We start from the raw sequence: 22635 nt of genomic DNA on the forward strand, positions 1-22635 counted from the left end.
TACCGTGGTCCACGTCACTACGCCTGATTTCGAGGGCGTGGATCACTTCACCGCCGGCTAGGACTGCTGATGAACTTCCCCGAACTACCGGACGCGCGCGCCGCCGAGAATCCACGGGCGCACGCGATCGCCGACGACACCACGCAGCTGGACAACGCGGCGTTTCTCGACGCGGTCCGGCGCGCCGCGAGCACGCTGCGCGCCAACGGCGTCGGCCCCGGCGACGTGGTCGCGGTCATGCTGCCCAACACCGCCGATCTGATCGTGTGCCTGTTCGCGGCCTGGCGGCTCGGCGCGGCCGTCACCCCCATCAACCCGGGCCTGGTGCGCGCCGAGGTCGCCTATCAGCTGGCCGACGCCGGCGCGGCCGTCCTGGTCGCCGCGGAATCGCTCGAGGACCTGTCGGTGCGGACGATCCCGGTGTGGCGACTGTGGGTCGCCGAGGACCACTCCGCTTGCGACAGTGCGACGTTCGACGAGCACGCGCTGGCGCTGTTGATCTATACCAGCGGAACGACGGGACGCCCCAAGGGCGTCATGCTCGATCACGCGAACCTGAACGCGATGTGCCGCATGGTGATCCAGGCGCTCTCGCTCGGACCCGCCGATCGCAGCCTGCTGGTCCTGCCGCTGTTCCACGTCAACGGCATCGTCGTGTCGGTGCTGTCCCCGCTGCTCGCGGGCGGGAGCACCACGGTCGCCGGTCGCTTCCGCGCGGAGGAGTTCTTCTCCCGCCTCGAGGACAGCCGGGCGACCTATTTCTCGGCGGTGCCGACGATCTACACCATGCTGTCGGATCTGCCGCCCGACGTGCGGCCGGACACCTCCGCGGTGCGGTTCGCGATCTGCGGCGCGGCCCCGGCCAGCGTGGAGCTGCTGGACAAGTTCGAAACCCGGTACGGCGTGCCGATCGTCGAGGGCTACGGACTGTCGGAGGGCACCTGCGCCAGCACCCTCAATCCGCCGGCCGGTCCACGCAAACCGGGCACGGTCGGGCTGCCGCTGCCCGGACAGCACATTCGCATCGTCGCCGACGACGGCACTCCCGTCGCCGACGGCGAGCCCGGCGAGGTACTCATCTTCGGACCCAATGTCATGCGCGGCTACCTGAACAAACCCGAGGAGACCGCGAGCACGCTGGCCGGCGGCTGGCTGCGCACCGGCGACATCGGCCGGCTGGACGCCGACGGCTATCTCGTCCTGGTCGACCGCGCCAAGGACATGATCATCCGTGGCGGGGAGAACATCTATCCCAAGGAGATCGAAACCGCCGCCCATCGACTCCCCGAGATCGCCGAGGCAGCGGCCGTGGGACGCCCGGACCCGGTGTACGGCGAACAACCGGTGCTGTTCGTCGCGCTCAGCCCCGGTCGCGATCTCGCCGGCCCGGACATCGATCGGCACCTCCGGAACTCACTGGCGAAATACAAACTCCCAGCGGATATCACGGTCCTCGACACCCTGCCGAAGAACGCGGTCGGCAAGATCGACAAGCCCGCGCTGCGCCGGCTGGCCACCCGAAATCGGACGACCGCATGAGCACCGCGACCATCGTCGGCAGCGGGCCCAACGGTCTGGCCGCCGCCGTCGAGCTGGCCCGGGCCGGTGTGCGGGTGACCGTCCTCGAAGCCGCGAACGCGATCGGGGGCGGCACCCGCACCAGCGAGGCCCTCGTCCCCGGGTTGCTGCACGACCATTGCTCGGCCACGCACCCGATGGCCATCGGCTCGCCCTTCCTGGCCGGGCTCGGATTGGAGCGGTACGGGCTGGCCTGGCGCACACCGGAAATCGACTGTGCGCATCCGCTCGACGACGGCAGCGCGGGCGTCCTGTACCGGTCGGTCGAGCAGACCGCGGCCGGGCTCGGCGGCGACGCGGCACTGTGGCGGTTGCTGTTCGAGCGGCCATCGGCCCGCTACGACGCACTGGCCGAGGACATCATGCGACCGCTGCTGCGGGTCCCGCACCATCCATTGACACTAGCGCGCTTCGGCATTCCCACCCTGCTGCCGGCCTCCGCCCTCGCCCGCGCCTTCCGCGGCGATCAGGGCCGGGCGCTGTTCGGGGGCGTCGCGGCCCATGCCTTCCGGCCGCTGCACTACCCCCTGACCTCCGCGATCGGACTGGGCATCCTGACGGCGGGACACCGCCACGGCTGGCCCGTCGCCGCGGGCGGATCGCAGTCGATCGCCGATGCGCTGGCGGCCCTGCTCGGCGATCTCGGCGGCAAGATCGAGACCGGCGTCCGCGTCGATACCGCCGCGCAGCTGCCGCCCGCCGACGTCACGCTCTTCGACCTCGCACCCGATGCGGTCGCCCGGATCCTCGGCGACCGGCTCCCGTCCCGAATCGCCCGGGCCCTGAGCCGGTTCCGGCGGGGACCGGGGGCCTTCAAGATCGACTTCGCCGTGCAGGACGGCGTGCCGTGGACCAATCCCGACGCGCGCCGGGCCGGGACCGTGCACCTGGCCGGAACCTACGCCGAACTCGCCGCCACCGAGCGCGAGATCCACGCCGGACGGATGCCGGAACGACCGTTCGTCCTGGTCGGACAGCAATACCTGGCCGACCCCCAGCGCTCGGCCGGCGACATCCATCCGGTGTGGGCCTACGCCCACGTCCCGAACGGATACACCGGCGACGCGACCGCGGCGATCACCGCCCAGATCGAACGCTTCGCACCCGGATTCGGCGAACGCGTCATCGGCCGCACCGTCCGTGACACCACCGCGATGGCCGCGTACAACCCCAACTACGTCGGCGGCGACATCATGACCGGATCCAAGGACATTCGCCAGCTGACCTTCGGACCCCGGATCACCTTGTCTCCGTATACGATCGGCGTGCCCGGCATGTACATCTGCTCGGCGGCCACCCCACCGGGACCCGGCGCCCACGGAATGTGCGGCGCCCATGCCGCCCGCGCTGCCCTGCGGTATCTCGGCGATCCCCGGATGGACTAGGTCCGCGGGCTCGCGGAGTCGCGGCGGACCGCGGTGACCGCCTTGCGAGCGGCGACCTGGATCGGGTCCCAGACCGGGGAGAACGGCGGGGCGTACCCGAGGTCGAGGGCGACGATCTGGTCGACGGTCATGCGGGCGGTGAGCGCCACGGCGGCGATGTCGATGCGCTTGCCCGCGCCTTCCCGGCCCACGATCTGCACTCCGAGCAACCGACCGGTGCGGCGTTCAGCGAGCATCTTCACGGTCATGGGCATGGCGCCGGGGAAATAGCCCGAGCGACTCGTGGATTCGATGGTGGCGGTGACGAATTGCAGGCCGACGGCATGCGCGTCGCGCTCACGCAGACCGGTGCGGGCGATCTCCAGATCGCACACCTTGCTGACCGCGGTACCCACCACACCGGGGAACGTGGCGTAGTCGCCACCCACGCCGGAACCGATGACCTGCCCGTGCTTGTTGGCGTGCGTCCCCAGGGGAATGTGCCGTTCGGAACCGGAGACGAGGTCGAGCACCTCCACGCAATCACCGCCCGCCCAGATGTTCTCGTGTCCGCGCACCCGCATGGCGAGATCGGTGAGCAGGCCACCGGACGACCCCAGCGGAAGACCGGCCGCGCGGGCGAGATCGGTGGCCGGACGGACACCGATACCCAGCACCACCACATCGGCCGGGTATTCGGCGTCCTCGGTCACGACGGCGGTGACCCGGCCGGTCTCATCGGTGCGGACGGCAGTCAGCTCGGTCCGGTCGAAAACCTCGATTCCCATGCCCTGCATGGCCTCGCGGACCAGCACCCCCATATCCGGATCGAGGGTCGACATGGGCTCGGCGCCACGGTTGATCATGGTCACCTGATATCCGCGATGGATCAGCGCCTCGGCCATCTCCACGCCGATGTACCCCGCGCCCACCACGACCGCGCGCCGTCCCGGAATCGAGGTGAGGCTGTCGATGAGGGCTTGGCCGTCGTCGAGGGTCTGCACCCCGTGCACCCCGGCCGCGTCGATACCCGGCAGGGCCGGACGGATCGGCGTGGCGCCGGTGGCGATCACGAGCTTGTCGAATCCGGTCCAGGACTCCTGCCCGGTCTCGAGATCGCGAGACCGCACGCGCTGCCCGTCCACATCGATCTCGACGACCTCGTTCCGCAACCGCAGGTCGATATCGCGCGCCCGATGCTCCTCCGGAGTACGCGCGATGAGCTCGTCACGACCACCGACCTCCCCACCCACCCAATACGGGATCCCGCACGCCGAGAAGGAGGTGAAATGCCCCCGCTCGAACACCACGATCTCGAGCTCGCCCGCGCCCCTCAGCCTGCGCGCCTGCGATGCCGCCGCCATCCCTGCCGCGTCCCCGCCGATGACCACCATCCGTTCGCTCATGGCTCCACGGTAGTGAGCGGGCTGCGGCAATACCGGACGCGACGCTCGGCGCCGGCGGAGTTCACCCACTCGGCGGCGTCCAGCAGCGAGCGAGAGAGGACGCCTGAATCGCTCGGCCGGGTGCGATACTCCTTGGGCTAGTTCGGTGTTGGGAAGAGAATGAAGGAGTGGGTCATGGGTGGTTTCACCGTGGCAGAGGCCAAGGCGGTCTTCGAGAAGGTCGACGTCAACCGTGACGGCTTCATCACCCTCGAGGAGTACAAGCAAGCAGTCGAGGCCTACGGCTTCTCCTCCGAAGCCGCCAGAACCGCCGCACTGTCCATCCTGGCGAAGGCCGACCTGAACGGCGACCAGAAGCTCAGCCTCGAGGAGTTCATGACCCTCGTCAGCTGACTCGCCGGCGCGGGTCTCCTCGTCCGAAAGCGGTCCGGAACCCGAGGGTTCCGGGCGCTGTCACCGTCCAACCCGACCGGCGAGGCTGTTCAACGCGCTTTGTCGGCCCAGAGGATGACGTTCGTCCCGAAGAACTTCTTGCGCCATCCGATGTCGCGAAAACCCATTCGGCGCAACAGGTCAGCGACCCGCTGCGGTGATTCGAAATCGCGCGTGCTGGATTCGAGATAGGTGTAGGACGATCGGTCACCGGATACCAAGTGCCCGAGCAACGGGACGATCGTGCGCATCCCCCACTCCACGACCGGCTTCACCGGTCCACTGGGCGGGCAGGTTTCAAGGATGACGAGGCGTCCGCCGGGCCGGAGCACCCGATATTGTTCGCGCAGTACCACTTCGAGGTCTTCGACATTGCGCAACAGGTAACCCTCGGTGATCGCGTCGAACGACTCGTCGTCGAAGGGCAGGTCGGCGGCATCGGCCTGCCGCCACCGGATGGCGCCGGCCCCCGGCTTGGTCCTGGCGTGCGCCAGCATCCGCTCGGAGAAATCGGCACCGGTTACGGTGACAGTGGGATGGATACGAGCCGCCTCCAGCGCGATCACGCCGGTACCGGTCGCGAGATCCAGCAGGTCCCCGCCCGCGGGTGGCGCCGCGCACTCGGCGACCTCACGACACCACCGGCGATGACGACCGAGGGTCATGATGAAGTTCATCCGATCGTAGTACCCGGCGATCTTCTGGAAGATCCCGTGCACCTCAACGCTTTTGCCGTGCGGCATTCTGTCGGTCGTCATCTCACAGACCCTCCGACGGATTCGGCATCGAGACCGCCGGACTCGAGCGCCCCCAGCCCCGTGTCGACCCACTTCTCGCGCGGCGTGCGCAACGCACCCATGCCGTGATTCACCTCACCCTGATGTTGTACGGAACCGTATAACGGATCTAACCTCGCGTTATACGCAACCGTATAACAGTAGAGGACGGTGTCATGTCCGATCGACTCCCCCACCCCGCGCACGCGGCGTCCGCAATGCCCTCGCATCGAACCGAGGTGGTCCGGTGATTGGTTGGGCGGGTCGGCTCATCGTCTTCTTCGGAGCCGCCCACACCATCCTGGCCCTGACCCTGGAAGGCGCCGCGCGATATGCCGGTGACTGGTTCAGCGGCGCGCTGTGGCACGACGACCTCTCCGCGATGAGCCCCGCGAACAGCGCACTGTGGCTGTCGTTGGACAGCTTCGGGATTCCGCTCGTCATGGTCGGACTGACCGTTCTGTGGCTGGATCGACGCGACCTCACCCCACCGCCGTTCCTCGCCTGGATGCTCGGGGCGTGGACCGCGCTGGGCGCGTTGATCATGCCGCTCACGCCATGGCCGATCATGGCGATCGCAACCGGCCTGCTGGTAGCCGGTACCCGACGTGCCGTCCCCGCCCCAGCACCAGCGGAAACTGTGTAATGAACACTGCCGGAGGGGGTTCGATGAAGACCCCGAACCCCTCCGGTAGGTCGCTACTCAGGTGGTCGGCGCCCGGCCGACATCCTTGCCACCAGCCCGGCGACCCAGCACGCCGGGCAACCGCGCAAGGCGATCATGCCGACCGGAGCAAGCAACAGACCCACCGCCCCGACAGCGGCAGTCAGCGCGAAAGCCCCTACAAGGCAGCCGAATCCGAGCGCACCACGAAGCAAATGAACAGACAGCGATGCGCTCGCGAGACTTCGATGGGACATCATTGCCGCCCTCCTTCAGCCATTTCAGGACATGCACAAGAGGCGCCGGACCCACAGAAGGATTCAAACGATCGCCGAGCGGAGTCGACCAAGCACTGCCATCCGGACCAACCGTCTACTCCGGGCACAGCTAGGGGACCAGGACCGTAGCCTTTTCAGAGCACCGCGTTGTCGGCGCTCCCGGGGAAGTCGGTGCTCAACGCGAGACCCTTGCCTGCGTCGAACTCTGATCGGAACAGATCGAGCTTGGCTGCTACTCGGCAAGCGCCTTGCCGATGCCACTGGATGCACCGGTGATCAGCCATGTCTTGCGGTTCATGAGATCTGCCCCTCCGGGAAGTCGGCGGCACGGCTGGCCTCGGCCCACTTCCGTGTCTCCTCCGCCCGCTCGATACCGGCCGTGAGGGCCGCCGTCACCGCCTGTGCCCCGAGCAGCAGGCGACGCGGCGGGTCGTCGTGACCGACGACATCGATGATCACGCGGGCGGCACGGGCCGGGTCGCCGGGCTGCGTTCCGTTGTTCTCCCGCCGGTACCGATTCATCGCGCCGACGGTGTCCTCGTAGTCGGCCCCCACCGGGTGGAGCTCCATGGACGCGCCCTGCCAGTCGGTTCGGAAGGCGCCGGGCTCGACGATGATCACCTTCACTCCGAACGGGGCGACCTCGCTGGCCAGCACCTCGGAGTAGCCCTCGACGGCGAACTTCGCACTCTGGTAGGCACCCATTCCCGGGGTACCGCCGACTCGGCCGCCCAGGGACGAGAACTGCACGAAGACTCCCGACCGCTGCTTGCGCAGCACCGGCAGCGCGGCCCTGGTGACATTGGCGACTCCGAAGAAGTTCGCCTCGAACTGCTCGCGGAAGTCCTTCTCGGTCATCTCCTCGATAGGGCCGCTGTTGGCATACCCGGCGTTGTTCACCACCACATCCAGTCGCCCGAACGCGGCGACCGAGCGGTCCACAGCCAGGCGGGCCGCGTCCGCGTCGGTGACGTCCAGGGCCGCGGTACGAACTCGGACTCCATAGCGGGACACCAGATCTGCCAGCTGCTCCGGGCGCCGAGCCGTGGCAAGAACCTGGTCCCCGCTGTCCAGCGCCGCTTCTGCCAGACGCCGACCGAAGCCCCGCGAGGCGCCGGTGATCAACCATGTACGCGACATCTCAACTACCTTTCGTATTGTGCCGATGACCAGCCGCACCACTGTCGCTTCGGTTGCCGCCATCGCACATCCGTCATCTGGCGCTGAGTCACCGGGACGGTCGCGAACAGTCGATTAGCCGGGCTCGGGCAGTTCGTAGGATGGGCGAAGCTCCTCCGGGAGGAACTTCTACCGGAGGTGGCATGTCGCGGGACGCGAGACACCAGCTGATCGGCCGGTACCGGGAGCTGGAGGTACTGGACCGCCTGCTCGCCGAGGTGCGCGGGGGACGCAGCCGAGTACTGGTCCTGCGCGGTGACGCCGGCGTCGGCAAGTCGGCACTGCTCGACCATCTGGCAGAGCAAGCGACCCAAGGGCAGACCGTGCGCACGGCCGGTGTCGAAGCGGAATCCGATTTCGCGTATTCAGCCCTGCAACGCCTCTGTGCCCCGCTGATGTCACACCTCGAGAAATTGCCGCCGGTGCAGCAGGATTCACTGCGCGTCGCATTCGGCCTGAGCGCCGGGAAGCCACCCGAGATGCTGCTGGTCGGGATGGCGGTCCTGGGTCTGTGCGCCGAGGCGGCGGCCGAGGTTCCACTGCTGTGCCTGATCGACGACGCGCAATGGCTGGACCTGATGTCGCAGCGGATCCTGGCCTTCGTCGGGCGTCGGCTGGACGCCGAGTCGGTCGCGATGGTCTTCGCCGAGCGCACCACGGATAGCGGAAGCGTTGACGAATTCGCCGGTCTGGCGGAGCTTCCCGTGCACGGGCTCGCCGACCCGTATGCCCGGACACTGCTCGACGGTGTGCTGCCGGGGCCGGTCGACGACCGCGTACGAGACCGGATCGTCGCGGAGACCGGCGGGAACCCGCTCGCACTGCTGGAGCTGCCCCGCGGACTGTCGCCGACCGAGTTGGCCTTCGGCTTCGGTGGTCCCGGCGGGGCCCCGATAGCGACCCAGGTCGAGGATGGCTTCCGTCGGCGTATCGATGTGCTGCCCGCCGACAGCCGGATCCTCTTGCTGGTCGCGGCAATCGAGCCGGTCGGCGACGGCCCGCTGCTGTGGCGTGCCCTGGGCCTGCTGGGTATCGGACTCGAAGCCGGGGCAGCGGCCGAGGCCGCGAACCTGATCACCCTGGGAGCCCCGGTGCGGTTCCGTCATCCGCTGGTGCGCTCGGCCGTCTGGCGCGGCGCCGAGGCCGCCACGCTCCGCGCGGCACACCGGGCCCTCGCCGAGGCCACCGACGCCGAGCTCGATCCCGACCGGCGGGCCTGGCATCAGGCCCACGCCGCGGTCGGGCCTGACGAGCAGGTGGCCGCAGCGCTGGAACGTTCGGCCGACCGGGCCTTGGCACGCGGCGGCCGAGCCGCGGCCGCCTCCTTCCTGGAACGTGCCGCCGCACTCACCCCCGACCCGGATGAGCAGGCCCGGCGGGCAGTGGCCGCGGCAAGGACGTATCTCGCAGCGGGCGCAACGGCCCGAGTGCCCGACCTGCTCGCCGCCGCCGAGCTGGGGCCGCCCGACCCGCGGCGGCAAGCCGAGGCCGCGCGCCTTCGGGCCTTGGCGTCGTACCTGGCCAAACCAGGGTTCGGCGCCGTGCAGCCACTGCTTGCCGCGACGGCCCAACTCCGGGATCTCGACCCTGCCGCCGCGCGCGAAACCTGCCTGTCGGCGCTCGGTGCGGCCATGTGGGCCGGTCGGATCGAACCTGACGGTCTGCGGAAGACCGCCGAGACGGCCCGCGGTCTGCCACCCGGCCACGACCCGGCAGGGGCGTTCTTGCGCGCCTTCGTCACCTGGTCCGCGGATGGCCCGCGCGCCGCAATTCCGTTCCTGCAGCAAGCGCTTGACGGCTACGCCGCCGGCAACGACCCGGGCGCGTTGTGGCTGGCGGTGGCCGCCGCAATCGAATTGGGCGACCTGCAAGGCTGTTTGAGCATCACCGAACGCGCAACCGCGACCGCCCAAGCCACCGGCACGTTGTCGCTCATCCCGACCGCGCTGACCTACCGCACGATCGCCTTGATCCACACCGGGCGATTCTCCGAGGCCCGGGGTCTGCTCGCGGAGCTCGCTGCCACGGAGGAATCGATGCGCCTGAGCGCGTCCACGATTGCCCCGGCCATGATCAGCGCATACCAAGGACAAGAACGACAAGCGCTGGGCCCGATCGCGGCCCTGGAACGCGACGGCGAGCAACGCGGCCTCGGACGGTTCCTCGGCGTCGCAGGATGCGCGCGGGCCGTACTCCACAATGGACTCGGAAACTATTCGGCCGCAATGGAAGCCGCCCGTTCCGCCTTGGAGTACCGGGACTTCGCCCTGCACAACTGGGCACTGTGCGAACTGGTCGAGGCCGCGACTCGCACCGGCGAGCAGTCCGTCGCGGCCGACGCACGCGAGCAACTGGGCGATTGGGCTCGGACCGGCACACATTGGGCACTGGGCGCGCACGCTCTCGCCATTGCCCTCACCGAGGCACCCGGACCCGCCGGCTCGGCCGAGCAGATCGAAGACCACTACCGCGAGGCCGTCGACCATCTCGGCCGCGGTGGGCTCGGCGTGCTCGAGGCCCGGACCCGGCTGCTGTTCGGAGAATGGCTGCGCCGCCGGAACCGACGCGCGCAAGCCCGCGTCGAGCTGCGCGCCGCGCACGATGCGTTCGTGCACATGGACATGGCGGGCTTCGCCGAACGGGCCCGCCGAGAGCTGCTCGCCACCGGTGAGACGGTCCGCAAACGGACCTCCGGCCCATCGGTCCTCACTCCGCAGGAGGCGCAGATCGCGCGGCTCGCAGGCGCGGGGCGCCCGAATGCCGAGATCGGCGCGGAGTTGTTCCTCAGTCCGCGGACCGTCGAGTGGCACCTGCACAAGGTGTTCACCAAGCTGGGGGTCTCCTCCCGTCGCGAACTCGACGGCGCTCTTCCCGACGAGCGATGATCTCAGCGGAATCCCCATGGCGGGCACCGTCTTGTACGAACGTCCGCGGAGGACCGAGCGCTGAACTCAAACCTCCGCGGTTCGGCTCAGCGCATCGCGAAGCGCCGCCCGGGTCGTGACACTCAGTTTCGGGAAGATGCGGTACAGGTGCGAGCTGACCGTGCGCGGCGAAAGATGCAGTCGCTTACCGATTTCCTTGTTCGTCAGCCCGGCCGCCGCCAAGTCGGCGATGCGGCGTTCCTGCCAGGTCAGCGAACTCAGGTTCAGCGTCGCGGCCCGGGGAACGGCGCCGGTGGTCCGCACTTCGGCTCGCGCCCGCTCGGCCCAGCCCGCCGCGCCGAGCCGCTCGAATGCCTCGGTCGCCAGCACCAGGTATCGGCGGGCCGCTGCCCGCCCGTGAACGTGCCGCACCCGTATCCCGTGCGCCAGCCGAATTCGGGCCAGCTCGAACGGAAATCGTTCAGCCTCCGGCTGCGACTCGACCCGGGCGAACATCTCGGCGGCCTCCTGTTCGCTTTCGGCGGTCATCGCCAACGCACCGTAGGTGATCAGTGCGAGACGCGGCGATACGTCCGGCAGTCCGGCGTCCCGGGCGGCCAGGGCGTGAGCGCGGGCCTGGTCGATGCGGCCGGTGTGGCGGGCGGCCTCGACGAGGTCCAGCAGCGTGCGCGGGGCCTGATAGGCGTAGGGCTGAATCGTTCCGGGAGGCGTGATGCCGATGGCGTAGAGGTAGGCGACCTCGTAGTCGCCGGAGTTCAGTGCGGCGATCGCGCCGACGGAGTCCGCCACCTGGGTGATGAACCCCAGCCCGCGGGGGCGTGCCCAAGCGTCGGCCTCTGCCTGGAGGTCTCGCGCTCGCTGGGATTGTCCGCGCAGCGCCGCCAGCAGGGCCAGATAGGCATGACTCTGGGCCGTAAAAAGGCCGTATCCATGCTCTTTCGCCAGTTCCAGGACTCGCTGCCCGGTGTCCTCGGCCGCGTCCCATTCGCCGACCGCCAACTGGTCGAGCATGACCAGGTGCAGCATGATCATGCCGCTGGCCACGGCTCCCGTCTTCAACTCACGGTCCATGGTGTGCTGGAGGTAGGGACGGTACTGGTTCAGGATGTCGAGGTGGTAGGCCGCCACGGCGAGACGCCCGACTTCCCAAGGCTTCAGGTCCGGCAGGTGCGTGGTGGCCCGCTCCACGGATCCGGCCCAGTCCGCGCCGTGCCTGGTCACATCGCTCCAGACAGCGCCGAACATCCGCTCGGGTTCGGTGATGATGCCACTCATCGACGCGAGCAGTTCGTGAGTGCGCTCCCAAGTCGCGCGATCTCCGGCGTACTGGCTGATGGCCAGCAGGAGGATCACCAGCCGGGTGCGGACTTCATCTCCGCATACGGACTCGCCGTCGCGCAGCCGCACGATCGCCGCGGTGACCTGCCGGTGGGTGGAACGCACGTCCCCGTCCTGGTAGAGCGCTTGGTAGGCACAGGCCAGCACAAAGGCCGGTGACTCGGTCGCACCGGATACGAGGTCGGAGCGGACGAGCCGATCTGCCTGGCCGAGGCGAGCGGCATGGCCCGCGATGAACGCCGCGTCGGCCAATCGCCGGGACCGCTCGCCGTGATCCTCACTGAGCTCGGCGGCCCGGGTCAGCCAGGCCACGGCCGCCAGCGCGCCGCCGCGCCGGGTGACCGATTCGGCTGCCGCCTCCAAGATTCCGGCCACCTCCTCGTCGGGCTCGACGGTGGCCGCCGCCAAGTGTGTTGCCCGGCGTTCGAGATGCGCTCGGTGCACGTGTGCGAGCGTTCGGTGTGCCGCGCGGCGCTGGTTGGGAGTGGCCGTCTGCACGATCGTCGAGCCCACCAGCGGGTGGCGGAAGGCGAAATCGCCGGTGGCCGGGTCGATATCGAGCAGCCCGGCGGCCACCGCCTGGTCGGCGTCGAGCATGCGGTAACGCGGACCAGCGACGGTGTCGGCGTCGGACGGGGTCCCGGCACCGTCGAGGGCGCCCATCAGTAGCTCGGTCCGGACACTCTCGTCGAGGGCCGCGATACGTGCACCGTAAAGCTGTTGCAGCCGCCGAGACAGTGATAGGCCGTGCCGGGCGAAGTCGTCCAGCGCCGCCTCGTCCGGTCGGCCGGCGAGGTGGGCGGGCATCTCCAGCAACGCGAGCGGATTGCCCTGCGCCTGCTCGAGCACTGTGCGGCGAATCTGCTTGTCCAGCTGCGGGTATCGACCGTCCAGCAAGCACGCCGCGTCCGTGTCGCAGAGGGCGGTGATCGGCAGTTCGGGCAGCGCCGCGGTATCGAAGCGTGACGCGATGTCGACACGGATCGCGACCAGCAGCCTCACCGAGCCACCGACCAGGCGGCGCCCCACGAAGCCGCAGACGTCCACGCTGGCGTCGTCCAGCCACTGCCCGTCGTCGAGGACCAGCAGCAGTGACCGCTCCGCGGATACCAGCGAAAGGAGATCGAGTACAGCGATGCCGAGCGTCATGACGGATGGCGGATTGCTGTGCACTCCACCGAACACCGCCTCGAGCACCGCACGGCTCCCGTCATCCAACCCGTCGGCGTTCGCGAGCAGCGGATGGAGGAGCTGATGAAGTCCGGCATAGGGCAGCGCCCATTCGGCTTCGACCCCCGCGGCCCGGACCACGGTGTGACCGTCGCGTTCGGCCAGCGCGACGGCATGGCTGAGCAGCGCGCTCTTGCCGACCCCGGCCTCCCCGCGCAGGACGAGCGCCCGGCCCGTAGCGGATTCGACGAACGCGAGCAGCTCCGTCTGTTCCACCTCTCGACCCACCATCGTCATGCTCTTCGTTTCCATGCCCGTCGGCCCTCTTCCACCAGTGCTGCGAACTTGTTTCGGCCGTCGTCCACGATCCCCGGGGCCAGGTCGCATCGCCCCCGCGGTGAACCCTGGTCTGTACCCGGGTCCCTCGCGCCGGAGACCCGGCACGGGGTCCGCGCGATTCGTGCGTCAGATGACTGATGTGAGGTTCCGGGATGCGGGCGAGGGTGACCACATGCCGGACGGTGCTCCTGTGGCTCGGAGCTCACTGCTGGGGAGCTCGGCCTCGGCGCGGCTGGACTGATCACCGCGCCATGTCGGCGCGCACAACACAAAGGATGATCGAAAATGCCTTCCTTCGACGTCGACGGCATCACCCTGCGCTACCACGTCCACGGCTCCGGACCGGTGTGCGTAGCTCATCCCGGCGGACCCGGCATCACCTGGAACTATCTGCGCTCCCCCGCGCTGGAACGGCGGCTGACGATGGTCTACCTCGAGCCCGCCGGTACCGGTGACTCCGACCGATTGGCCACGCATCCGCACGGTTACACCAGGGATCTGTACAGCGGACACCTGGCCGCGCTGATCGACCGTCTCCCGGTCGAACGCGTTCACCTGCTCGGGCATTCGCACGGGGGATTCCTGGCGCAGTACCACGCGATCCATCGCCCCGACCAGCTGGCGGGGCTCGTCCTGTACGAGAGTGCACCGGCCACCGGCCCCGAGTTCGGGGCCGAAGTCGAGCGCAGGATCGGAGAGCTCACCGACCGGTATGCCGGTAATCCGCTGCTGCCGGGCGTCATGAAAGCGTTCGCCGAAATGCCCGACATAGTCGATGACGAGATGATGGTGCGGGTGGCGCGCGGGGTGCTCCCAGCTTGCATCGCCTCGTATTGGGCAGATCCGAACAGATGGACCGAGTTCCGGGATGCGACCCGGGCTGCCTATGTTTCCGGGCTGGACGCATACGGCGCTGTCGATCTCATCGACGACCGGACCGCCCTGCCCACGCTGCGGGTGCCGACCCTGGTGGTGGTCGGCCGCTTCGACGTGATCTGCGGTGTTCGCTGGGCAGCGGAGCTCCACGAGCTGATCCCGGGCTCGCGCCTGCTGATCCTCGAGGACAGTGGACATTTCGGGCATCTGGAGGAGGCCGACCTGTTCGCGGAGTCAGTGGCCGAGTTCGTCGCCGCCTCGAACCAGCCCCCGACTTGCGGCGGTTGATCTCCCAAGCGGATCAGCCTTTCGATGACCGCACCTCCGGGGGTTCCCACCAGATCAGCATCGCTATCGGGCCGCACACGAAAAGCTCTGCGATCGTCGGCCGTTCAGGCTTGCGGAGACGGGTAGTAGTCATGGAAATACGTTCTCCGACTCGCACATCCCGGCGAATCAGTCAGGTGACGCTGGGCGCGACGCATTTCCGTGACCGGCGGAGGCGGGGTCGAGGCCCGCGACTACGTCATGGTCCGGCGTCAGTTGACGGATGTGGCGGCCGCGGGTCGGGAACCACAGTGGATGTCGCACAACGTGTTTCACCGTTCCTCGAAAGGACAATGACATGGTCGACATTCGACGCCCTCGTATCCGCCGGGCGATCGCGGCGGTCACCGCCGCGGTGGCGGCGGGCAGCCTCGCCGTCGCGTGCACCGCGAGCACCACGACACATGCCGGGCCGACGGGAGACGCGCCGAAGCCCACCGTCGTCCTGGTCCATGGCGCGTTCGCGGACGGTTCGAGCTGGAACGACGTCATCGACAAGCTCCGCAAAGACGGGTATCCCGTTGTCGCGGCGGCGAATCCGCTGCGCGGGCCCGCCGCGGACGCCGTCACCCTGCGGGGGTTGGTCAGCCACATCAACGGGCCGGTCGTCCTGGTCGGGCACTCCTACGGCGGATCGGTCATCAGTACCGCCGCGGCGGGCAGCGATCAGGTCAAGGCGCTGGTCTACGTGGCGGCCTTCCTGCCCGCGCCCGGTGAGACGGCGCTCGAGCTGACCAACAAGTTCCCCGGCTCCACTTTGCCCGGCGCGCTCGACCCGGTCGCATTCACCAATCCCGACGGCAGTTCCGGCACCGACCTGTACATCCGGCAGGCCAGGTTCCACGACCAGTTCGCCGCCGATGTCCCCGCCGACCGTGCCGTCCTGGCCGCCGCGGCGCAGCGACCGATCCTCCAGTCGGCCTTGGAGGAGAAGGCGACCGTGGCCGCCTGGACCGACAAGCCCAGCTGGGATGTGATCACGACCGAGGACCTCAACATTCCCGTGGCGGCGCAGCGGTTCATGGCCGAGCGGGCGCACGCGCAGGTCACCGAGATCGCGGCCTCGCATTCGGTCGCCGTCTCGCATCCCGATCGGGTGGCCGAGGTGATCGAGCAGGCCGCCAAGAATTCCGCCCACTGATCAGCAGCCAAAGACCTTCGAGGAGAACACGGATCATGGATTTGAAATTGGAAGTCATCGTCCTGCCCGTCGCCGACGTCGACCGCGCCAAGGCTTTCTACATCGAACGCCTGGGCTTCCGGCTCGACGCCGACTTCCCCGTGGACGACGGCTATCGCGTCGTGCAGGTCACTCCGCCCGGCTCGGAGTGCTCGATCATCTTCGGCACGGGAGTCACCGCGGCCGCGCCCGGATCCCAGCACGGCCTGCATTTGATCGTCACCGACATCGAGAAGACGATCGCGGAGCTGTCCGAACACGGGATCGCGGTCGACGGACCGTTCCACGATGCCACTGGCGTGTTCCACCACGCCGGAACCGAAAGCCGAGTTCCCGGAACGCATCCGGAGCGGCGCAGCTACGGATCGTTCGCCGCGTTCGCCGATCCGGACGGGAACGACTGGTTCCTCCAGGAAGTCACGCAGCGCGCCCCCGGCCGCTGAGTCGGGGTGAAGGAAACCTCATGTCCGACAACGAGACTCGAACATACGACGTCGTGGTCATCGGGGCCGGTCCGGTCGGCGAGAATGTCGCCGACCGGACTCGCGCCGCCGGGTTGAGCACGGTGATCGTCGAATCCGAACTGGTGGGCGGTGAATGCTCGTACTGGGCATGCGAACCCAGCAAGGCACTGCTGCGCCCCGCACAGCTCTACCGCGAGGCCGCCCGCTTCCCCGGAGTACGGGAGGCGGTAACCGGAGCCCTCGACGCGACCGCGGTCCTGAAGCATCGCGACCGCATCGTGGCCGACTGGGACGACCGGGACCAGGTCGCCTGGCTCGCCTCCGTCGATGTCGAACTCATCCGCGGCCACGCTCGACTCGACGGACCGCGGCGGGTGACGGTCCACACGCCCGACGGCAGGACCGTGCGGCTGGCCGCAAGGCACGCGGTCGCCGTATGCACCGGCAGTTACGCGGCCCTGCCCCCAGTGCCGGGCCTGGATGCCGTGCGGCCGTGGACAAGTCGCGAGGCCACCGCTGCCCGCGAGGTACCGAACCGGCTCGCGATTCTCGGGGCCGGTGTGGTCGCCACCGAAATGGCCGCCGCCTGGCAGGCTTTGGGCGCGCAGGTCACCCTCATCGCCCGCGAATACCGGCTGTTGAGTCGCGTCGAAGCCTTCGCCGCGGACTTGGTCGCCGAGCGGCTGCGGGAAGCCGGAGTGGATCTGCGGTTCGGAACCACAATCACCGCCGCCGAGCGCGCGGGAGGACCCGACGACAGCATCCACCTGACTCTCGCCGACGGCACGCGGCTGATTGCCGATGAGCTGCTGCTCGCGACCGGACGCGCACCTCGCACCGACGACCTCGGTCTCGACACCGTCGGCCTCACCCCCGGTCAGTGGCTCACCACCGACGACACCTTCACCGTGGCCGCGGTCGAGGGGGAATGGCTGTATGCGGTCGGGGACGTGAATCACCGTGCACTGCTCACCCATCAGGGCAAGTACCAGGCGCGCATCGCAGGCTCGGTCATCACCGCCCGAGCAGGTGAGCAGCCGCTGGACACCGGACGCTGGGATCGCCACGCCGGGACCGCCGACCTCGAGGCGGTGCCGCAGGTCGTGTTCACCGATCCCGAGATCGCGGCGGTCGGCCTCACCTGCGAGGACGCCGCGCGCACCGGGCGTTACGTGGACGTGGTCGACTACGATATCGGTCGGGTCGCCGGAGCGATCCAGCACGATCCCGGCTATCGGGGACGGGCCCGAGTCCTGATCGACCCCGACCGCCGGATCATCGTCGGCGCGACCTTCGCCGGACCGGGCGTCGCCGAACTGCTCCATTCGGCCACCATCGCCATCGTCGGTGAGGTCCCTGTAGACCGCCTCTGGCACGCGGTGCCGTCGTTCCCCACCATCAGCGAGGTCTGGCTGCGGCTGCTGGAAACCTATCGCGACCAACAGCATTCGCTCGGGTAGAGCGATCGGTTGCGAGCGTCGACCAACCGGTCGATGCCCTGGCTGACTATCGCGGCGCGATTCTCGCTGTCGGCCATGACTATCCGTTCCTGGACCGGATCGGCATCGACACCGTCATCGAGCTCGACCCCGACGGTGGACTCCGGCAGCGCGGCAGGCTGTGGACACGAACCCGCCCGGCGGTTCCATGGACCGGGCGGGTGAACGAAGTCCCGTCGGGGGCGTTCAGAGGTGATCGGCGTCGATGATCGCCTGGGCGAACGGGCGCGGCGCCTCCTGCGGCACATTGTGACCGATCCCGTCGAGGACGCGATGCTCGTGCTTGCCGGTGTATTTGGCGGCGTATGGCCTTCCGTCCTTGGCCGCCCCATCGAAGTCGCTGCCGATGGTGATGGCGGGCACGGTGATGGCCGGTCCAGCGGCCAATTGCTGCTCGAAGGTATCGTATTGCGGCTCACCGGGTGCCAGACTCAAGCGCCACCGGTAGTTGGAGATGACGATGTCGACGTGGTCGGGATTGTCGAAGGCGACGGCGCTACGGTCGAAGGTGGCGTCGTCGAAATTCCATGCGGGCGAGGCGCGTTTCCAGATCAGCTTGTTGAAGTCGTGCCGATTCTTGCTGTAGCCCAGGCGTCCGCGCTCGGTGGCGAAGTAGTACTGGTACCACCAACCGAGTTCAGCCTCCGGTGCCAGCGGCTGCTGTTGGGCGGCCTGCACGGTGACGAGGTAGCCGCTCACGGCGACCATCGCCTTGACCCGCTGCGGCCAGAGCGCGGCGATGATGTCGACAGTCCTCGCGCCCCAATCGAATCCGCCGAGGACGGCCGTGTCGATGTGCAGGGCGTCCATGAAGTCGACGATGTCGCGCGCGATCGCCGCCTGCTGCCCGTTGCGGACGGTCCGCGCGGACAGGAAGGTAGTCGGGCCGTACCCGCGCAGGAACGGGACCAGCACCCGGTATCCGGCCGCTGCCAGCAGCGGCCCGACGTCGGCGTAGCTGTAGGCGTCATAGGGCCAGCCGTGCAGCAGGATCACCGGTTGCCCTGTGCTGGGCCCGAATTCGGCGTATCCGACGCTGAGCACCCCGGCATCGATCTGTTTGATCGGACCGAGTGTGGTGTGCTCGCCGGAGCCTTTCCGCAAGTCCGCGCCGGGAACCGGGGTCGTGGTCGCGGGCGTCGCGGCCGAATCGGTGCCGCAGGCGGCCAGCGAAGCCGCGGTCAGGCTGGCCGCGCCCGCGACGAGCGCACCACCGAAGAATCGTCTGTTGATATTCATGGCAAGAACGCTAGAAACCGCGAGGTAGTGGCCGCGAGCGTCGGATGACGTAATCGGCGCCTGCCGGCCCGGGCCCGCGGCCGGCCACCCTCACCGAAACAGGATTACGTCACCTCGACGTCAACTGACTGATTCGGCCACCTGCCCGCGGCGACGAAGGTATTTCCATGGCTGTTATCCGTTTTCACCTGATATCCACCCTGTCCCCCGCCGAGGTCATGGACGTGCTCACCGACTTCGGACCCACTCGGCCCGACGTGTGGCCGAGTATCGACACCGAGCATTTCGTCGTTCACGACCGCGGTGAGAACTGGGCCGAGGTCACCGAGGGCACGTCCGCCGCATGGGAACGCGCCCGCTACGACTGGACCCCCGGCGGTGACACCGTCACCGTCACCACCCTGGATTCCAAGCTTTTCGGCGCGGGCGGCGGTTGGGTCTTCCGCATCACACCCGACCTACCCGGCTGCCGTGTCGATGTCGAGCTGACCCGAGCCCCCCAGGCGTTCAAGGCCAAGCTCCTCGCGGCTCTGCTGCCGCTGGTCGGCCCGTCGTCCCTGCGCAAGTCCCTCGCCACACCGCTGCGGGCGGCGTGATGTCCGCACCGAACCCGGCCCAGATCAGCGATCCGCTCGCGACCGGCGTCCACACCTTCGATTCCGATGGGGTTGCCCAGCGGTATCACGTGTACGGGAGTGGGCCTGTCTGCTTCGCCCACCCCGGCGGCCCCGGAATCTTCTGGGAGTACCTCCGTATGCCCGAGCTCGAGGAACACCTGACCATGGTGTATGTGGAGGCTCTCGGCACCGGCGAATCCGGCCGCCTGCCGACGCATCCACACGGCTATACCCGCGAGCGCTACAGCCTTGCGCTGCAACGGCTGATCGAGCACCTGAGAGCTCCGGAGGTTTATCTACTCGGGCACTCACACGGGGCTTTCGTGGCCGCATATCACGCGATCCATCGACCAGCCCGGCTGGCGGGTGTCGTCCTGTACGAGGGCGCACCGGTCACCGGGGCCGAACACGGGGCAGAGGCTGAACGCCGCCTTCGGGAGTTCGCCGCCGCGCACGCGGACCGGCCCGAACTGCGTGAGGTCCTCACTGCCTTCGGCGAAATGCAGTCCATTTCGACTGACCGACAAACCCTGGCCGTCGCGCGGGGCATCCTGCCGTCGTATTTCGCCGACTACTGGGGCGACGAACAGCGGTGGGCGGCCTTCCGAAAAGGGCTGCGGGCCAACTACATATCGGGCCTGACCGCGGACCTGACTCCCGATCTCGTCGATGACCGGGAGGAGTTGCCGAACCTGACGATCCCAGCCCTGGTCATTGTGGGCCGACACGATGTCATCTGCGGGCCACGCTGGGGACTGGAACTGCACGAACTGATCCCCAATTCGCGACTTGTCGTACTGGAGCACAGCGGGCACATGGGGCATCTGGAGGAGCCGCGTCGGTTCGCGCACACGGTCAGGGAATTCGTCTTCACATCCAAGGAATGATCTCGACGCCGAACCCACCATGGAAACGGCCGCCGCGATCGTCTCTCAACCGAGGAGTGATCGATGTCCTTGCTTCGTGCGTTCGGATGGGGCGAGCAGACCGGCGGAGCACAGGTTTTCGCGGGCCCGGTGATGCTGTGGAACTGGGCCGAGCTCGTGGTCCTGAACGGGCAGGGACCCACCGTGCGGGATCTCATCAGCTGACTCAGCCACCGCGTCCATCGGAAAACGACTGGTAGCAATGGGTTTCGCAGCGTTCGCCGTGCTACTGAGCGCCGAATTACCGGACGGTTGCCAAATCCGCTGCCAAGAACCTCGATAAAGATTGAGGGCGGCCCTGAAACCTACTGGTCAGGACCGCCCTCGTTTGTAGCGGGGACAGGATTTGAACCTGCGACCTCTGGGTTATGAGCCCAGCGAGCTACCGAACTGCTCCACCCCGCGTCGGGTGCGGATTACGCTACCCCGGGGGCGGGGTCATTGCCAAAACCATGGCGGGTGCTCCGCGAGCTCGCCGTCGAGAGCTTCACGGTCGTCGGCCACGACCTCGGGGTGTCGGTGGTCCAGGAATTGCTGGCGCGGCGGGCCGAGGACTCGACCTGGCCGTCGATCGACGCGGCGATCTTCCTCAATCGCGGCCTCTTCGCCGAGGTGTACCGCTCCCGTCCGATTCAGCGCATTCTGCCCTCGCCCGCCGGACATGTGATCGGCCCGCTGCTCGCCCGATCGGCCATCCGCCGTGCGCTCACCGAACTCTTCGGCCCGGAGACGAAACCCACCGGGGCCGAGGTGGATTCACTGCTGGACGTGGTCCGCCACAACGGTGGCCGCTCACCTGGTGGGCCGCTTCGTCCAGCAGCGGCTGCACATGCGCGACCGATTGGTCCGCCCGCTGCTCGAGGGCACGGTCCCCATGGTCTTCATCAATGGCACGGCGGACCCTTCGAACACGGTTCGCGCTCCCCGTATCCATCGGGGAGCGCGAACCGTTCGATGCGCTGAGGCTACGCGCTACCGGTACCCAAGCAGTTGCCCGGCTTCGCGGGCACGCTCGTCGTGCCGTCCGCGAGCGGCACCACATTCACAACAATGGTCTTGCGGCTGCCCTCGTACGTGGCGGTGAGGGTGTGCTCGCCAACAACGCTCGGAGTCCAGTTCACCGACGCGGAACTCGAGTACGACGGCTTGGCCGTGCCGACGCAGGCCCCGTTGTCCTCGAACACGACACCGCCGGGAATGAAAGGCAGCGACGCAGCCGACCCCATGGCACCCCCGGTGGCCGTCGCACTCAAGGCGTAGGTTCCGCCGACGAAGAGGGTTCCATTGCTGAACCCGATCCCCAGATCGATCACCTGCGCCGCCGAAGCCGGCGCGGCACTCAACGCCACAGCCGCACCCGCCGCCACCAAACACTGGGCACCCCAGCCGATTCGACGAACCAACATGGTTCCTCCACTCACGTAGTCACTCCATCCGTCGCCCTGGAAACCCAGGCCCACGAACACTATCGTTCGCAAAGAACCGAGTGATACCGCCTTGGTGCCCCTAGTTCAAGGGGCACGCAGACCCGAAGACGCAGCCGGCTGATGCCGGAAACCCTTGCACCGGCACCGCACTGATGAAACCGAGTTGGCCGACGATACCGCTGAATACCCTGCCCGGACAGCCCGCATCAGCTCCCACCGGATAGCAGACAGCGAGCTCGGCCCAACGCAAGACACCAATCCGGTCCGCTACCCTCGCAAGCTCGTCCTGATCGATCGTCGCCAAAGCCGCAAGTGGGCGGAACCATGCCGCCATACGCACTCATGCGATGCCGCATGGCGTGGTGCGTGACTCCACCTGGGCTCAAATCAGCGTTGTTGCGATCGGAGCCGGGGAATTCGGTATGGCGGACCAATTCGCGCACTCCGATGCGGCCTTCACTGAGCGCGGGACACGACACGATGGGTGCCATTCAGTTTGACTAGGGTTGCCAAATCCGTTGCCATTCCAACGAATTACGGCCCCGGAACCATTGGTTCCGGGGCCGTAATTCCTAGTAGCGGGGACAGGATTTGAACCTGCGACCTCTGGGTTATGAGCCCAGCGAGCTACCGAGCTGCTCCACCCCGCGTCGGTGAATACAACATTACAC

Annotated in this window: 19 protein-coding genes and 2 tRNA genes; 13 read left to right on the top strand and 8 right to left on the bottom strand. The window is 68.1% G+C overall.

Features of this window, described 5'->3' with window-relative positions:
• The first annotated feature begins 69 nt into the window (after nt 1–69).
• Both ABZ382_RS11000 and ABZ382_RS11005 read left to right on the top strand, forming a co-directional pair.
• The gene (locus ABZ382_RS11000) at nt 70–1539 is read left to right on the top strand and encodes an AMP-binding protein (protein ID WP_357086783.1); all 1470 of its coding nucleotides are present in this window, start codon (nt 70–72) and stop codon (nt 1537–1539) included.
• Nucleotides 1536–2963 carry an NAD(P)/FAD-dependent oxidoreductase gene (locus ABZ382_RS11005; protein ID WP_357086785.1) on the top strand — a complete coding sequence of 476 codons (1428 nt, stop codon included), beginning with the start codon at nt 1536–1538 and terminating at the stop codon, nt 2961–2963. The genes ABZ382_RS11000 and ABZ382_RS11005 overlap by 4 nt, the downstream gene beginning before the upstream one ends.
• On the opposite strand, the gene ABZ382_RS11010 is transcribed toward ABZ382_RS11005, so the two are convergent.
• Nucleotides 2960–4348 carry an FAD-dependent oxidoreductase gene (locus tag ABZ382_RS11010; protein WP_357086786.1) on the bottom strand — a complete coding sequence of 463 codons (1389 nt, stop codon included), beginning with the start codon at nt 4346–4348 and terminating at the stop codon, nt 2960–2962. The genes ABZ382_RS11005 and ABZ382_RS11010 overlap by 4 nt on opposite strands.
• A 174-nt stretch (nt 4349–4522) precedes the next feature.
• Here ABZ382_RS11010 and ABZ382_RS11015 point away from each other — a divergent pair, with 174 nt between their 5' ends.
• Nucleotides 4523–4741, top strand: a complete 219-nt coding sequence (locus ABZ382_RS11015) for an EF-hand domain-containing protein (protein WP_357086788.1) — start codon at nt 4523–4525, stop codon at nt 4739–4741.
• Between the two features lie 89 nt (nt 4742–4830).
• Here ABZ382_RS11015 and ABZ382_RS11020 read toward each other — a convergent pair whose 3' ends face one another.
• Entirely contained in the window at nt 4831–5538 is a 708-nt protein-coding gene (locus tag ABZ382_RS11020) for a ubiquinone/menaquinone biosynthesis methyltransferase (protein ID WP_357086790.1), read from the bottom strand.
• A gap of 265 nt (nt 5539–5803) precedes the next feature.
• On the opposite strand from ABZ382_RS11020, the gene ABZ382_RS11025 reads away from it, so the two are divergent.
• On the top strand, nt 5804–6202 hold the full coding sequence (locus ABZ382_RS11025) for a DUF6463 family protein (protein WP_357086792.1): 399 nt from the start codon (nt 5804–5806) through the stop codon (nt 6200–6202).
• Nucleotides 6203–6792: 590 nt separating this feature from the next.
• Here ABZ382_RS11025 and ABZ382_RS11030 read toward each other — a convergent pair.
• Entirely contained in the window at nt 6793–7638 is an 846-nt protein-coding gene (locus ABZ382_RS11030) for an oxidoreductase (protein ID WP_357086794.1), read from the bottom strand.
• A gap of 182 nt (nt 7639–7820) precedes the next feature.
• Between ABZ382_RS11030 and ABZ382_RS11035 the strand changes: the two genes are divergently transcribed.
• Complete coding sequence (locus tag ABZ382_RS11035) at nt 7821–10562, top strand: LuxR family transcriptional regulator (RefSeq protein WP_357086797.1); 2742 nt, start codon at nt 7821–7823, stop codon at nt 10560–10562.
• Between the two features lie 66 nt (nt 10563–10628).
• On the opposite strand, the gene ABZ382_RS11040 is transcribed toward ABZ382_RS11035, so the two are convergent.
• Nucleotides 10629–13457, bottom strand: a complete 2829-nt coding sequence (locus tag ABZ382_RS11040; RefSeq protein WP_357086798.1) for an AAA family ATPase — start codon at nt 13455–13457, stop codon at nt 10629–10631.
• A 237-nt stretch (nt 13458–13694) separates the two neighbouring features.
• Between ABZ382_RS11040 and ABZ382_RS11045 the strand changes: the two genes are divergently transcribed.
• From ABZ382_RS11045 to ABZ382_RS11060, 4 genes are all read left to right on the top strand, one after another.
• On the top strand, nt 13695–14573 hold the full coding sequence (locus ABZ382_RS11045; protein WP_357086800.1) for an alpha/beta hydrolase: 879 nt from the start codon (nt 13695–13697) through the stop codon (nt 14571–14573).
• Between the two features lie 337 nt (nt 14574–14910).
• On the top strand, nt 14911–15753 hold the full coding sequence (locus ABZ382_RS11050) for an alpha/beta hydrolase (protein ID WP_357086802.1): 843 nt from the start codon (nt 14911–14913) through the stop codon (nt 15751–15753).
• 35 nt (nt 15754–15788) lie between these two features.
• The gene (locus ABZ382_RS11055; RefSeq protein WP_357086804.1) at nt 15789–16235 is read left to right on the top strand and encodes a VOC family protein; all 447 of its coding nucleotides are present in this window, start codon (nt 15789–15791) and stop codon (nt 16233–16235) included.
• 20 nt (nt 16236–16255) lie between these two features.
• Nucleotides 16256–17716: an NAD(P)/FAD-dependent oxidoreductase gene (locus ABZ382_RS11060; RefSeq protein WP_357086806.1), complete on the top strand. Its 1461-nt coding sequence runs from the start codon at nt 16256–16258 to the stop codon at nt 17714–17716.
• Nucleotides 17717–17941: 225 nt separating this feature from the next.
• Here ABZ382_RS11060 and ABZ382_RS11065 read toward each other — a convergent pair whose 3' ends face one another.
• Nucleotides 17942–18994 carry an alpha/beta hydrolase gene (locus ABZ382_RS11065; RefSeq protein WP_357086808.1) on the bottom strand — a complete coding sequence of 351 codons (1053 nt, stop codon included), beginning with the start codon at nt 18992–18994 and terminating at the stop codon, nt 17942–17944.
• Between the two features lie 167 nt (nt 18995–19161).
• On the opposite strand from ABZ382_RS11065, the gene ABZ382_RS11070 reads away from it, so the two are divergent.
• The 3 genes from ABZ382_RS11070 to ABZ382_RS11080 all read left to right on the top strand — a co-directional run bounded on the left by ABZ382_RS11070 (nt 19162) and on the right by ABZ382_RS11080 (nt 20702).
• On the top strand, nt 19162–19590 hold the full coding sequence (locus ABZ382_RS11070) for a hypothetical protein (RefSeq protein WP_357086811.1): 429 nt from the start codon (nt 19162–19164) through the stop codon (nt 19588–19590).
• Nucleotides 19590–20498 carry an alpha/beta hydrolase gene (locus tag ABZ382_RS11075; RefSeq protein ID WP_357086813.1) on the top strand — a complete coding sequence of 303 codons (909 nt, stop codon included), beginning with the start codon at nt 19590–19592 and terminating at the stop codon, nt 20496–20498. Before ABZ382_RS11070 ends, ABZ382_RS11075 begins: the two co-directional genes overlap by 1 nt.
• Before the next feature lie 63 nt (nt 20499–20561).
• Nucleotides 20562–20702 (top strand): hypothetical protein, encoded by a 141-nt coding sequence (locus ABZ382_RS11080; RefSeq protein WP_357086815.1) that lies wholly within the window; start codon nt 20562–20564, stop codon nt 20700–20702.
• Between the two features lie 166 nt (nt 20703–20868).
• On the opposite strand, the gene ABZ382_RS11085 is transcribed toward ABZ382_RS11080, so the two are convergent.
• Nucleotides 20869–20942, bottom strand: a tRNA-Met gene (locus ABZ382_RS11085).
• Between the two features lie 54 nt (nt 20943–20996).
• Between ABZ382_RS11085 and ABZ382_RS11090 the strand changes: the two genes are divergently transcribed.
• On the top strand, nt 20997–21500 hold the full coding sequence (locus tag ABZ382_RS11090) for a hypothetical protein (RefSeq protein ID WP_357086817.1): 504 nt from the start codon (nt 20997–20999) through the stop codon (nt 21498–21500).
• Between the two features lie 2 nt (nt 21501–21502).
• On the opposite strand, the gene ABZ382_RS11095 is transcribed toward ABZ382_RS11090, so the two are convergent.
• Both ABZ382_RS11095 and ABZ382_RS11100 read right to left on the bottom strand, forming a co-directional pair.
• A complete protein-coding gene (locus tag ABZ382_RS11095) occupies nt 21503–21943 on the bottom strand; it encodes a hypothetical protein (protein ID WP_357086818.1) in 441 nt (146 codons plus the stop codon).
• A 597-nt stretch (nt 21944–22540) separates the two neighbouring features.
• Nucleotides 22541–22614: transfer RNA gene (locus tag ABZ382_RS11100), tRNA-Met, on the bottom strand.
• Nucleotides 22615–22635 lie beyond the last annotated feature (21 nt).

Source organism: Nocardia sp. NPDC005825, from assembly GCF_040630175.1.
Classification (GTDB): domain Bacteria; phylum Actinomycetota; class Actinomycetes; order Mycobacteriales; family Mycobacteriaceae; genus Nocardia.

Excerpts from the sequence above, each read along its gene's own strand:
- ABZ382_RS11000 (WP_357086783.1), top strand. The coding sequence starts at position 70 with ATGAACTTCCCCGAACTACCGGACGCGCGCGCCGCCGAGAATCCACGG.
- ABZ382_RS11005 (WP_357086785.1), top strand. The coding sequence starts at position 1,536 with ATGAGCACCGCGACCATCGTCGGCAGCGGGCCCAACGGTCTGGCCGCC.
- ABZ382_RS11010 (WP_357086786.1), bottom strand. The coding sequence starts at position 4,348 with ATGAGCGAACGGATGGTGGTCATCGGCGGGGACGCGGCAGGGATGGCG.
- ABZ382_RS11015 (WP_357086788.1), top strand. The coding sequence starts at position 4,523 with ATGGGTGGTTTCACCGTGGCAGAGGCCAAGGCGGTCTTCGAGAAGGTC.
- ABZ382_RS11020 (WP_357086790.1), bottom strand. The coding sequence starts at position 5,538 with ATGACGACCGACAGAATGCCGCACGGCAAAAGCGTTGAGGTGCACGGG.
- ABZ382_RS11030 (WP_357086794.1), bottom strand. The coding sequence starts at position 7,638 with ATGTCGCGTACATGGTTGATCACCGGCGCCTCGCGGGGCTTCGGTCGG.
- ABZ382_RS11035 (WP_357086797.1), top strand. The coding sequence starts at position 7,821 with ATGTCGCGGGACGCGAGACACCAGCTGATCGGCCGGTACCGGGAGCTG.
- ABZ382_RS11040 (WP_357086798.1), bottom strand. The coding sequence starts at position 13,457 with ATGCGACCTGGCCCCGGGGATCGTGGACGACGGCCGAAACAAGTTCGC.
- ABZ382_RS11045 (WP_357086800.1), top strand. The coding sequence starts at position 13,695 with ATGCCTTCCTTCGACGTCGACGGCATCACCCTGCGCTACCACGTCCAC.
- ABZ382_RS11050 (WP_357086802.1), top strand. The coding sequence starts at position 14,911 with ATGGTCGACATTCGACGCCCTCGTATCCGCCGGGCGATCGCGGCGGTC.
- ABZ382_RS11055 (WP_357086804.1), top strand. The coding sequence starts at position 15,789 with ATGGATTTGAAATTGGAAGTCATCGTCCTGCCCGTCGCCGACGTCGAC.
- ABZ382_RS11060 (WP_357086806.1), top strand. The coding sequence starts at position 16,256 with ATGTCCGACAACGAGACTCGAACATACGACGTCGTGGTCATCGGGGCC.
- ABZ382_RS11065 (WP_357086808.1), bottom strand. The coding sequence starts at position 18,994 with ATGAATATCAACAGACGATTCTTCGGTGGTGCGCTCGTCGCGGGCGCG.
- ABZ382_RS11070 (WP_357086811.1), top strand. The coding sequence starts at position 19,162 with ATGGCTGTTATCCGTTTTCACCTGATATCCACCCTGTCCCCCGCCGAG.
- ABZ382_RS11075 (WP_357086813.1), top strand. The coding sequence starts at position 19,590 with ATGTCCGCACCGAACCCGGCCCAGATCAGCGATCCGCTCGCGACCGGC.
- ABZ382_RS11080 (WP_357086815.1), top strand. The coding sequence starts at position 20,562 with ATGTCCTTGCTTCGTGCGTTCGGATGGGGCGAGCAGACCGGCGGAGCA.
- ABZ382_RS11095 (WP_357086818.1), bottom strand. The coding sequence starts at position 21,943 with ATGTTGGTTCGTCGAATCGGCTGGGGTGCCCAGTGTTTGGTGGCGGCG.